The following is a 13,319-nucleotide window of genomic DNA, read 5'->3' on the forward strand; positions in this document are numbered from 1 at the left end:
CGGTTGGTCGGGTTCGGATCTGTTCGGTTACGGCAGCCTGACGTTGCGGAAGAAGCCGGACACCTGGGTGCCGATGTTTGCGACGCCGGATACAAATGCCTGCGTCGCGAGATCTACGGTGCTGGTATTGAATATGCCCGAGATGGTGTTGCCCCTGTTCAACAGGCCCGACGCCAGCGCGCCGTAGTTGAAGAAGCCCGAGTCTTCCAGTCCGCCGGCGTTCCAGATGCCCGAATGGTTGGTGCCGGTGTTGATGATTCCCGATAGACCGTCGCCGGAGTTGAAGAACCCGGACGACGTGCCACTGCCGTAGTTGAAGAAGCCTGACGACGGAGTCGTCGTTGAATTGAAGAATCCCGGTCCCTGGACGAAGTCAAAACCGAAGGTGTACGGGCCCGCCGTGCCACCGCCGGACTTTTCGAAGGTTGTGCGAACGATGTCATCGAGATGAATCGGGGTGGAAAGCACATGCTCAGGAATGGTCCAGGGGCCGATATCACCGTCATAGACGGTGATATTTATGCCGGGCCATTGATGCAAAACGACTTTAATCCGGATTTTTGAAATGGTGAACGCGTCCTGGGTCATTTCATTGATGGTGCCCTGGATTGGCAGTTCGACGAGCCCATGCACATCGCCGTGGTACGGGAATTCGGGAATGGTGACTTTGTAGGAGAGTTGAACCAGGCCCTGGTAATCGCCTCTCCAGAGGAAGCCGTTGTTGTAGTTGCCTGAGTTGAAGGCGCCGGTGTTGACGTCACCGGTGTTGCCGATGCCGGTGTTGTAGTCGCCGCCGTTGAAGTAGCCCGTGTTGTACCTGCCCGAGTTGAAGCCACCCGAGTTGTGGTCTGCGCTGTTAAAGCTGCCCGTGTTCGTTTCGCCCGCGTTGTAGAAGCCGGTGTCGTAGTTGCCGGAATTGGCGATCCCGGTGTTGGCGATGCCGGAGTTGAACCATCCGGTGTTGGTGCTGCCGGTATTGCCGATGCCGGTGTTGTAGCTGCCGGAGTTGCCGATGCCCCAGTTTCCGGTGCCCGAGTTGCCGATGCCGATATTGTTGGTTCCGGAATTGAACAACCCGATATTGCCGCTGCCGGAGTTGAGGCTGCCAAAGCCGCGTTGGTTGTCGCCGGTGAGCCCAAAACCGATATTTCCGTTGCCACTGTTACCGAAGCCGATATTGCCGTCTCCGGTGTTCCCCCAGCCGAAGTTGTGGCTTCCGGTGTTGCCCATCCCGATGTTGTTCAACCCCGCCGTCAACGAGCTACCGACGTTCCCAAACCCGATGTTGCCGCTGCCGAGGTTACCGCTGCCGACATTGGCGCCGCCGAGGTTGCCGCTGCCGATGTTGTGGTCCCCGATGTTGCCGCTGCCGAAGTTGAAGCTGCCGACATTTCCGTTGCCGATGTTGTCGTTGCCGATGTTGGCGCTGCCGAAATTCATGATGCCGTGGTTGGCCAGCCCGACATTGAACACCGTGCTCGTTCCGTCGCGGAACAATCCCGCCAGGTCGGTGCCGACGTTTTGGAATCCGGAAACGTTGGCCGGGCTGGACAGGTCCAGCGAACTGGTATTGAGCCAGCCCGACATGGTGTTGCCCAGGTTCGCCAGGCCCGATAGCGCCGAACCCCAGTTCTTGATCCCCGAGTTTCCGAGGCTTCCGAACGACATGTTCTGCCAGCCCGAATTGTTCGTACCGACATTGAAGAAGCCCGAAGAGCTACCCGTGCCGGCGTTGAAGAGACCCGACGACGGCAGCACGGTGGAGTTGAAATACCCAGGGCTGGCCGGGATATCGATGAGCGGAAGGTAGATGGGGCCGACGCTGCCGTTGCCGCCGATGTCCACCACCGGCGAACCGTCGGAGCTGCCGAAACGTAGATCCACCGCGGGGCTGGCGATGCTGAAGGAGATGGCTGATATCGAGATGGGTCCAACCGTGCCCTCTACTTTGCCGCCGAGATGGTCGTTGAGTCCGCTGAAGGGAATCGTCGGAATAGTGAAGGCGTCGATGTTGGCCGGGGTGATGGTGGCGTTTAGGGGGATATCGCCGAACACGGAGAAGTCGAAGTACCCGGTGATTTCGGAAACCGTGATGGTGTAGTTGAGCCCGTAGAGGCCTTGGGAGTTGCCGCGCCACAGTAGGCCGTTGTCCATGTCGCCGGTGATGAAGGCGCCGGTGTCGAGGGTGCCGGCGTTGGCGATGCCGGTGCTGTAGGTGCCGGTGTTGAACCAGCCGGTGTTGTGGGCGCCGGGGTTGGCGATGCCGGTGTTGGTGGCGCCGGTGTTGTACCAGCCGCTGTTGTAGCTTCCGGCGTTGGCCACGCCGGTGTTGAGTGCCCCGGAGTTGAACCATCCGGTGTTGGTGGTGCCGGTGTTGGCGATGCCGGTGTTGTAGCTACCGGAGTTTCCGATGCCGAAGTTGGCGGTGCCGGAATTGAAAAAGCCGACGTTGTTGCTGCCGGAGTTGAACAAACCGATGTTGTCGGTGCCGGAATTCCATGCCCCGAACCCGACCTGATGATCCCCGCTGAGCCCGATACCGATATTGCCGGTGCCGGTATTGGCCAAGCCGATATTGCCCAACCCGATGTTGGCCCAGCCCAGATTGTGGCTGCCGGTGTTGGCGATCCCGATATTGTCGAGCCCCGAGACCACCGCGGTGCCGGTATTGGCGAACCCGATGTTGGCGCTGCCGATATTGGCGCTGCCCAGGTTGTGCTCGCCGACGTTGGCGCTGCCCAGGTTGTAGTCGCCGACATTGCCGCTGCCGATGTTGAAACTGCCCAGGTTGCCCCAGCCCACATTGAGCTGACCCACGTTGCCCAACCCGGCGTTGAACAGCGTGCCCGACGCGCTGTGCAACACCCCGGACAGATCGGTGCCGATGTTGGCCACCCCGGAAACCTGGGCCACACTGGCCAGATCGACGGTGCTGGTGTTGTACCAACCCGAGATGGTGTTGCCCAGATTGGCCACCCCCGACTGCAACGCACCGACGTTGCGCCACCCCGAATTCCCCAACACCCCCGTCGAGAAATTCTGCCACCCCGAATTGTTGGCCCCGAAATTACCGAACCCCGACGAACTACCCGACCCACTATTGAAAAACCCCGACGACGGACCACTCGTCGAATTCCCAAAACCCGGTCGGGCGGGAATGTCGATGAATTTGATGTCGATGGGACCCACGCCGCTGGTGAGAATGGCGCCTACCGTTGTCGTCGGCGAGCCGACTTGGGCGGTCAGCTGGGGCAGGACGCCGGTAATGGTGGGGATGACGATGGGCCCGATGTCGACGCTGAGATAGTCCGAGTTTAAGACGCTCGCCTTGAACTCCGGAATAGTGAAACCCTGGATGTTGAGGTTCGACATGCCGAGATCAAGCGGAATATTCACCGGCAGGCCCATATCCAGATTCAGCAACGGGAATTCGGGAATGTAGATACCGGCCTCGATCGCGATCAAACCCTGGTAATCATCACGCCACAGGAAGCCGTTGTTGTAGTTGCCGGCGATGAGAACGCCGGTGTTGACGTTGCCCGAATTGAGTACGCCGGTGTTGTAGTCACCGCTGTTGAACCATCCGGTGTTGTAATCGCCGGTGTTGCCGACGCCGGTGTTGGTGTTGCCGGTGTTGTAGGAGCCGCTGTTGTAGTCGCCCGGGTTGGCGGTTCCGCTGTTGACGTCGCCGGTGTTGAAGAAGCCGGTGTTGACGCTGCCGGTATTGGCGATGCCGGTGTTGTAGTTGCCCGGATTGCCGTAGCCCCAGTTGCCGATTCCCGGGTTGCCGATACCGGTGTTTGCGGTGCCCGCGTTGCCGATGCCGAAGTTACCCGTGCCCGAGTTTCCGATGCCGACGTTTCCGGTGCCCGAGTTGAACAAGCCGACGTTGTTGCTGCCCGAGTTGAACAAGCCGCTGTTGCCGCTACCTGAGTTCAGCGCGCCGAATCCGACTTGGCCGTTGCCGGTGAGCCCGATGCCGATGTTGTTGCTGCCGGTGTTCCCGAGGCCGATATTGGCGTTGCCGGCGTTGCCGAAACCGACGTTGAAGTCACCCAGATTTCCAAGGCCGGCGTTGTTGGCGCCCAAGTTCCCCAGTCCGGTGTTGTGACTGCCCCAGTTACCCGGACCGACGTTGCCGCTGCCCCAGTTTCCCGAGCCGATATTGCCGTCACCGAAGTTTCCGAAGCCGACGTTGTCACTGCCGACGTTGCCGCTACCCAGGTTGTAGCTGCCGTCGTTTCCGCTGCCGACGTTCACATCGCCGTGGTTGGCAAAGCCGATGTTGATGTTCGATAAACCATTGAAGAGGCCGGAAATGTGGCTGCCGGTGTTTCCGATTCCGGAAACGTCGGCAGGCGTTGCGAGACTTGCCGTGGCGGTGTTCAGGAAGCCTGAAATGGTATTGCCGAAGTTGGACACGCCCGATGTCAGATCGCCCAGGTTCTTGTAGCCGGAGATGCCCGAGCCGCCGGAGGCGGCGTTCCAGAAACCCGAAAGGTTCGCGCCGACATTGCCGATGCCCGATGAGCTGCCGTTGCCCGTGTTGAAGAAACCTGACGACGGCACGGTGGTCGAGTTCCCGAAGCCCGGAGCGGCCGGGATGTGGACGATCGGGATCCTGATGGGCCCGATGGAGCCGGGCCCGCTGAGCTGCAGAACAGAACTCGGGGAGCCGAGGGTTCCGGCAATCGACGGCAGGTCAATGTAAATGTTGGGAATGGTGATCGGCCCGACACTGACGGCCTCGAATTTCAGGAAACCGAGTATTTTGACGTCGGCGGTGTATTTCGGAAGCGTGAAGCTGTCCAGAACCAAGGTGCCGAGTGTGGCGCTGAACGGGAGATTGGCCGGCACCTGAAGGTCCAGATAGGCCGGGATGGCGGTGTCGGGGATGACGATCTCGTAGTCGATGGCCACCAGGCCCTGGTAGTCGCCGCGCCATAAGACGCCGTTGGAGTAGCTGCCCAGGTTGAAAGCACCGGTGTCGACATCGCCTGAATTCGCCAAACCGGTGTTGTAGTCGCCGGTGTTCAGGTAGCCGGTGTTGTAGTTGCCGGCGTTGAATCCAAGCGTGTTGAAACTGCCGGCGTTGAAACTTCCGGAGTTGTAACCGCCGGCGTTAAAGATGCCGGTGTTGACATTGCCGGCGTTGATGAGGCCGGTGTTGATGTCACCGGCGTTGAGCAAACCGGTGTTGATATGGCCGGAGTTGCCGATGCCCCAGTTGCCGGTGCCGGAGTTGGCGATGCCGACGTTTCCGGTGCCCGAGTTGAACAGGCCGATGTTGTTGGTGCCCGAGTTGAACAAGCCGCTGTTGCCGCTGCCCGAATTCAGCGCACCGAACCCGACCTGGCCCGTGCCGGTGAGCCCGATGCCGATATTGCCGGTGCCGGAGTTGCCGATGCCGATATTAGCGTCGCCGGCGTTTCCGAAACCGGTGTTGAAGTCGCCGAAGTTCCCGAGACCGAAGTTGTTCGCGCCGAAGTTCCCAAGGCCGACGTTGTAGCTGCCCAGGTTGGCGGACCCGACGTTGTAATTACCCACGTTGCCGGGACCAAGGTTATAGAGCCCGATATTTCCGCTACCGACGTTCAAACTGCCGTTGTTGCCCGAACCGAGGTTGTAGTCGCCGATATTGCCGAAACCTACGTTCCAATTGCCGACATTACCGAGGCCGAGATTGAAGTCCGTTGCATCCGTGACGTAATCGCGGAAAAAGCCCGCCAGGTTGACGCCGACGTTTTGGAATCCGGAAACGTTGGCCGGGGTGGACAGGTCCACCGTGCCGGTGTTGAGCCAGCCCGACATGGTGTTGCCCAGGTTCGCCAGGCCCGACAGCGCCGAACCCCAGTTCTTGATCCCCGAGTTTCCGAGGCCTCCGAACGAAACGTTCTGCCAGCCCGAATTGTTCGCGCCGACATTGAAGAAGCCCGATGAGCTGCCGATGCCGCTGTTGAAGAATCCCGACGAGGGCAGGCTGGTCGAATTGCCGTAGCCAGGCGCCATGCCGAAATTGAAAATGGTGATATCGAAGGGACCGATAGTGCCGTACCCGATGATCGGTAGAGTGCTCGGCGATCCGATGGTCCCATGCGGCGCGGGCGTGGGACTGGCCAGCGTGACTTGCGGGATGTACAGGGCATTGATTGTTCCTACCAGCGCGGGGATGGGACCTATGTGGTTGGTGAATCCGAAGGGAATATCACTGATGGTCATGCCGCTATAGACGGTGTTGCCGTCAAAGACCGTGGTAATGGGGATATCGATGAAGAGCGTCCCGTTCACATTGACGGGTATTTGGGGAACATGGATTGTGTAATTGCCGCCGTAGAGGCCTTGGGAGTTGCCGCGCCACAGTAGGCCGTTGTCCATGTCGCCGGTGATGAAGGCGCCGGTGTCGAGGGTGCCGGCGTTGGCGATGCCGGTGCTGTAGGTGCCGGTGTTGAACCAGCCGGTGTTGTGGGCGCCGGGGTTGGCGATGCCGGTGTTGGTGGCGCCGGTGTTGTACCAGCCGCTGTTGTAGCTTCCGGCGTTGGCCACGCCGGTGTTGAGTGCCCCGGAGTTGAACCATCCGGTGTTGGTGGTGCCGGTGTTGGCGATGCCGGTGTTGTAGCTACCGGAGTTTCCGATGCCGAAGTTGGCGGTGCCGGAATTGAAAAAGCCGACGTTGTTGCTGCCGGAGTTGAACAAACCGATGTTGTCGGTGCCGGAATTCCATGCCCCGAACCCGACCTGATGATCCCCGCTGAGCCCGATACCGATATTGCCGGTGCCGGTATTGGCCAAGCCGATATTGCCCACCCCGATGTTGGCCCAGCCCAGATTGTGGCTGCCGGTGTTGGCGATCCCGATGTTGTCGAGCCCCGAGACCACCGCGGTGCCGGTATTGGCGAACCCGATGTTGGCGCTGCCGATATTGGCGCTGCCCAGGTTGTGCTCGCCGACGTTGGCGCTGCCCAGGTTGTAGTCGCCGACATTGCCGCTGCCGATGTTGAAACTGCCCAGGTTGCCCCAGCCCACATTGAGCTGACCCACATTGCCCAACCCGGCGTTGAACAGCGTGCCCGACGCGCTGTGCAACACCCCGGACAGATCGGTGCCGATGTTGGCCACCCCGGAAACCTGGGCCACACCGGCCAGATCGACGGTGCTGGTGTTGTACCAACCCGAGATGGTGTTGCCCAGATTGGCCACCCCCGACTGCAACGCACCGACGTTGCGCCACCCCGAATTCCCCAACACCCCCGTCGAGAAATTCTGCCACCCCGAATTGTTGGCCCCGAAATTACCGAACCCCGACGAACTACCCGACCCACTATTGAAAAACCCCGACGACGGACCACTCGTCGAATTCCCAAAACCCGGTGCCGCGGCGATATTGATGATGGGAATAGTCCGTCCCTCGAGGGCGCCGTGGATAGATATCTCGATCGCAGTCGTTTGGCTGCCGGTAGTGAGGGTCACATGAGGAGCGGAGATCGAGGACGTCGGAATGGTCATCGGGCCGAGGTAGAAGTTTCCAAAAGCCGTCTTGGGGTAATAAAAGCCGGGAATGGTATATTCCTGCCCGCCGAGGTCATATATCTTGTAGATTGGGATTCGAATCTCGAAATCGATGGGTACGGTCGGAGTGGTGATATTCAGGTTGAGGGCGATCTGGCCCTGGTTGTCGGCACTGATGAAGAAGCCATTATTGAAATCGCCGGAGTTGACCGCGCCGGTGTTGACGTTTCCGGTGTTGAACACGCCCGTGTTGTAGTCGCCCGGGTTGGACCATCCGGTGTTGTAGCCGCCGGGGTTATACCAACCGGTGTTGAAGCTGCCCCGGTTGGCGGCGCCGGTGTTGTAGTCGCCCGTATTAGCGAAGCCGGTGTTGATGATGCCGGCGTTGAACAGGCCGGTGTTGTAGCTACCCGTATTGCCGATACCGGTATTGCCGGTGCCCGGGTTGCCGATTCCCCAGTCGCCGGTGCCCGAGTTGCCGACGCCGACGTTGCCGGTGCCGGAGTTGAACAGGCCGATGTTATTGGTGCCGGAGTTGAACAGGCCGATGTTGTTGGCGCCGGAGTTCAGGGCGCCGAACCCGACCTGGCCGGTGCCGGTGAGGCCGACACCGACATTGTTGCTGCCGGTATTGCCGAAGCCGACATTGTTGTTGCCGGTGTTCGCAAATCCGTGGTTGCTGTCGCCGGCGTTCCAGAGGCCAATGTTGAATTCACCGAAGTTCGCGGGACCGATATTGTAGCTGCCCAGATTTGCCGAGCCAATATTGTAGCTGCCCAGGTTCCCGAAGCCGGCGTTGAAAAAGCCGAAATTCCCACTGCCCAGGTTCGTGTCGCCGACATTTCCGCTGCCGAAGTTCGCGCTGCCGACATTCCCGCTGCCGAAATTGAAGCTGCCGATGTTGGCGTCGCCGAAATTCAGCCGGCCGCTGTTGGCGAAGCCGACATTGACATTCGAGGGCCCACCGAAGAAACCCGACATGTGGTTGCCGGTGTTGACGGCACCCGAGACAAGCGCCGCCGTGCCGAGGCTCAGCGTGCTCGCGTTGAAGAGGCCCGACATCGTGTTGCCCGTATTCACCAGCCCCGACAGCAGGGCTCCGTAGTTGCCGATTCCGGTGTTGCCTTGGCTTCCGGTCGAGGAGTTGACGAAGCCTGAATTGTTGGCGCCGGAGTTGAAGAATCCGGATGCGGCGCCGGTGCCGGAATTGAAAAAGCCCGACGACGGGATGCTCGTCGTGTTGCCGATACCGGGGCCGCCGCCCTGGTAATCGCCCCGCCAGAAGAGGCCGTTGCTGTAGCTGCCCGAGATGAAGGCCCCGGTATCAACGTTGCCCGCGTTGGCGATGCCGGTGTTGTAGTTGCCGTAGTTCAGCCAACCCGTGTTGTAGTCGCCGACGTTGAAGGCGCCCGTGTTGAAGCTGCCCGAGTTCCAGCTGCCGCTGTTATTGCCGCCGGAGTTGGCGATACCCGTATTGACGACACCCGAGTTGAAGAAGCCGGTGTTGACGTCGCCGGAATTTCCGATACCCGTGTTGTAGCCGTTACCCGAGTTCCCGATGCCCCAGTTGCCGCTGCCCGAATTCCCGATCCCCACGTTACCGGTGCCCGAGTTGAAGAAGCCGACGTTGCCGGTGCCCGAGTTCATACCACCGAAACCCCAGCGGTTGTCCCCGTTGAGCCCGATTCCGCGGTTCCCGGTGCCGGTGTTGCCGAAACCGATATTATTGTCACCGGTATTGCCGATACCGATGTTGCCGTTTCCTGTATTTCCGAAGCCGATGTTGCGAAGCGCCGCTGTCAACATCGGACCAGAATTTCCGAAGCCAATGTTGTTGGTGCCGATATTGCCGCTGCCGATATTGCTGCTGCCGGTATTTCCCGACCCGAAGTTGAAATCGCCGATATTGGCGTTGCCGACGTTGCCCCGGCCAACGTTGGCCAAGCCGACGTTGCGAAAGGGAACCACAATGTCCTGGGCGGCCGCCGCGGCGGCATTGACGGTGGCTGGGTTAACCAGGCGCGCCAGCGTCGGCGGGAAGGGCGTCAGCGTCGACAAGGCCGCCGACGCCCGGGCGTGGTAGTCCAACATCGCGGCCACGTCCCGGGCCCACATCTGTTCGTACTGAATTTCAGCGTCGGCGATCGCGGTCGCGTTTTGCCCGAGCAGGTTCGAAAACACCAGTGACACAAGCTGAGTGCGGTTGGCCGAAATGATCGCCGGATGCACCGTGGCCGCCAGCGCCGCCTCGAACGCGGCCGCGGTCAACCGTGCCCGCAGCGCCGCCTGCTCAGCCTGGCTTGCCGCCGCATTCAACCAGCCCAGATAGGGGACGGCCGCATCAGCCATCGCTGTTGAGGCAGGGCCCTGCCAGAAGGAACCTGCCAGCCCCGAGGTCACCGAGGAAAACGACGTCGCGGCCGAACCCAGCTCTGCAGCCAGACCGTCCCAGGCCACCGCCGCATTGAGCATCGGCCCCAGCCCCGCGCCGAGGTACATACGTGCCGAGTTGATCTCCGGGGGCAAGACCGCGAAATTCATCAGCTCTCCTGGCTGGAACCGTCGGTCGCCGTCACAGAGGCAGACAATCCCGTCGCATCCCTCGGGTCCGTGAGTCTCCTAGCGTAACGATTATTCGAAAGTGCGCGGCCGGACCGTATTTGTTTGGGAGAAAAAAATTCAGAGCTTGCGCGGGTGAGCGGCGCCGGCTCACACGCGGATCGAAAACTGGGCGATCGCCGGTTCACCCGGGCGGGCCACCCGATAACCGCCGCGGCGCAACGCATCCGTCGGCGCAGCCATCGGCTCGAAGCACACCACGTCCTCACCAGGGGGCGCGAAGATTTGCGCCGCCGGGTAGCCGCGTTCGAAACACACCTGCAGGCGGCGGCCGCCGCCGGAGACCGCGAAGACCGACCCGTCGTCGACCTGGTCGTAGCCGTCGTCCAGGCTCTCGTCACGCAATCGCCGTGACATCGCCGGCTGCTCGGCCGTCTCGCCGGTGGGCAGTCCGCGCCCGTCGAGATACAGACGGCGCAGCCTCGCCGTCTCGATGGTCCACTCGCCGCGGGCGACGTCCGGGATGTGCAGGTACGGGTGGAAGCCGAAGCACAGCGGCACCGCTCGGTCCCCGGTCGCGGTGACGGTGGTGCGTACCGTCAACGTGCGCTCCGCGAGCCGCACGGACATGGCAAGCACATGCGGATACGGGAAGCTGGCCAGCAATGTCGGGTCGGCGCCGAAGTCCAGCTCGGCGGTCAGTTCGTTCGCCGATTCGGCCGTCAGCCGCCAGCCGGGATATGCGGCCAGGACACCGTGGATCGGCAGCCCGGCCGGGTCGGCGCGAACTCCGTTAGCCCCGGCAGTCAGCGTCACCGTCGCGTCTTCGGCCGTATAGGTATTGGCGCCCAGCCGATTCGCCCACGGATACAGAATCGGTATCCCCATCGTCTTTCCCGCGGTGATGTAGGCGTCCAGACCTCTTCGCTGACCGAGCAGTTGCACCCCGCCGTCGGTCAGCGCGCTGCCGATCATCCCGGCCTCGGGCACGAATTGCGCCACCACCGATGAGGACGGGTCGCGCAGGGTGACGACGTGCACCCCATCAGCCTAGTTGGCCGTTCCGGCCTGATCGGCGGCTCTGGGTGGCGGCGCGGCCGGTACCGCGGTGCGGTGCGGCCCGGCGCCACCCTACTGCGACAGCGGGTCGTGCTGAATGCGTTCCGGCGGTGCGCCTTTGGCGATGAGAGCGGCCTTGGTCGCGCGCACCATGTTCGGGCCCCCGCAGATCAGGATCTGCCGGTCGCCCCAACCGCCGTACTTGGTGACCATCTCGGCCAACCGCCCGGTCTGACGCACATGCAGGCCGCGCGGCGGCGATACGTCGGGGTAGTCGGCGGCCCAGGACGGGTCGCGGGGGTACTCCGAGACCGGCGAGACGGAGAGCCACGGATTGTGTGCGGCAATCTGCCACAGCATGGGCAGGTCGTAGAGCTCGCAGGAATAGCGAGCTCCGAAAAACAGGTGGACTCGCGGGTTGTCCGCAAACCGGCTGAGGTCCAGGATCAGTGCCCGCAGCGGCGCCAGGCCGGTGCTACCGGCGACCATGAGCACGTCGCCGCCGTCGCGGTCCACGTGAAAGCCGCCGTGCGGGCTGGACAATCGCCACCGGTCACCGGGCCGGGTCTCGTTGACGATGGCGTTGCTCACCAGGCCGCCGGGCACCACGCGGACGTGAAACTCGATCCGGCCGTCGGGGTCGGCGGGGATGGCGGGGCTGAGGTATCGCCAGCGGCGGGGGCACTGCGGGACATGGACGTTGACGTATTGGCCGGGGTGGTAGTCCAGCGGCTGGTCTAGACGCAGGCGGACGACCGCGAGGTCACGCGACACCCGGGCATGTTCGACCACCGTTCCGTTCCACCACGCGGGCCCCTGCTCGGCGTCAGCGGCGCCGCTCATCACCCCGGTGATCAGCTTCAGCGACTGGTCGGCGGCCCGCTCGACGGTGTCGGTCCACGCTCGCCGGCTTTCCTGGCCCAGGTAGCCACGTAGCGTCTGATACAGCGCGCGGCGCAAGGTGTCGTACTGGGTTGGCAGCACGCCGTATTTGCGGTGGTCCCGACCGAGTTGGGCCAGGAAGGCCACCGGTTCTTCGGCGCGCTGCTCGACGAGCTCGCCATACACCCAGTGCAGCGCATGCGCGAAAGCTGCTCGTTGACTGTCCATTTCGGGAGGGAACAGGTCGCGCACCGAAGCGTCGAGGGCAAACCAGTTGGTGTAGAACCGGCGGACGAGGTCGTTGCGGCCCTCCGCGGGGGCGAACGCGTCGCGCAGCACCCGCAAAGCATCTCGGTCCTCGAGGCCCACGGACCCCGATTCTAGGCCCGCCGGACGTGGTGCTCAGCGATCTCGCACATCCTCGAACATCTAACGTGACTCCCGGCTACTGCGGGCAACACCGCCCCGATCCGGGAAAGCCAGCGGCGAGCGCAACTCGCCACGCCTTACAGAGCGTGAATTCCCTTGTGCAGCAACGCTAACCCGATCACCAGCAGGATGGCCGCCACTAGTGCGGTGTTGTGCTTTTCCATCCAATTCTTCAGTCGCTCCAGCGGAGCGTCGAGGCGCTCACCGGCGACGGTATAGGCCAACACCGGAAGCGCGACCGACGCGCCGGCGACAGCTACGAAGAGCGCGGCCGATATCATCGTCCCGCTGTTACCCAGTGCGACGGTGCCGATTGCCAATCCGGCTGCCGCGCAGATGAATAACACCCTGGGATTGAGCACCGTCAGTGCCGCTGCGGTCGGCGCCGCCCGCCCGGGTGTGACCGAGGTGAGCGTTCGCATCCAGGCCGGTATGTGGTCGTGACCGCGGCGGGTCAGCCAGCGTATGACGCCGAACCGATCAGCGCTATGCCCAGGACGATCCGCAGCCAGGACGCCCATGCGGGGGGCGTCTCACGCAGACCGCCCAACAGGTTGGAGATGCTGATGGAAAGTGCGGTCAGCCCCGCCAGCCCCACCAGCCGGCCGGTGAGATAGGCCAGACCGCTCTCCCGCGGATGATGCGTGTGCAAGACGAGCACTCCCGGGATGATCGATAGCGGCGAAACCGTGACCACCAGGGCAAGCGGCGCCACTTCAACCGTTTAGGAAGACTCTCCGACCGTCACGCGCAGAACGGTAGCTGACGTCGTGGTGTCGCACCTGCCGTCAGAGGCGGGACTGAGCTTCCGGGCGCCGCCCACCACCGCCGTGCGGTCGTCGCCGTCGGGCACCGCCGGCTTCCCGGACATCGGTGGTCTCTTG

Annotated in this window: 3 protein-coding genes and 1 pseudogene; all 4 read right to left on the bottom strand. The window is 62.4% G+C overall.

Annotated elements, in window-relative coordinates:
• Positions 1-27: 27 nt before the first annotated feature.
• The gene (locus MKAN_RS16680; protein ID WP_023370071.1) at positions 28-10,047 is read right to left on the bottom strand and encodes a PPE family protein; all 10,020 of its coding nucleotides are present in this window, start codon (positions 10,045-10,047) and stop codon (positions 28-30) included.
• 168 nt (positions 10,048-10,215) lie between these two features.
• On the bottom strand, positions 10,216-11,106 hold the full coding sequence (locus MKAN_RS16685; RefSeq protein ID WP_023370073.1) for an aldose 1-epimerase: 891 nt from the start codon (positions 11,104-11,106) through the stop codon (positions 10,216-10,218).
• 90 nt (positions 11,107-11,196) lie between these two features.
• The gene (locus MKAN_RS16690; RefSeq protein WP_023370075.1) at positions 11,197-12,375 is read right to left on the bottom strand and encodes an FAD-binding oxidoreductase; all 1,179 of its coding nucleotides are present in this window, start codon (positions 12,373-12,375) and stop codon (positions 11,197-11,199) included.
• A gap of 137 nt (positions 12,376-12,512) precedes the next feature.
• Positions 12,513-13,150 (bottom strand): annotated as a pseudogene (locus MKAN_RS16695) (GAP family protein).
• Positions 13,151-13,319: the final 169 nt, after the last annotated feature.

The sequence above is a fragment of the Mycobacterium kansasii ATCC 12478 genome (assembly GCF_000157895.3).
Lineage (GTDB): Bacteria > Actinomycetota > Actinomycetes > Mycobacteriales > Mycobacteriaceae > Mycobacterium > Mycobacterium kansasii.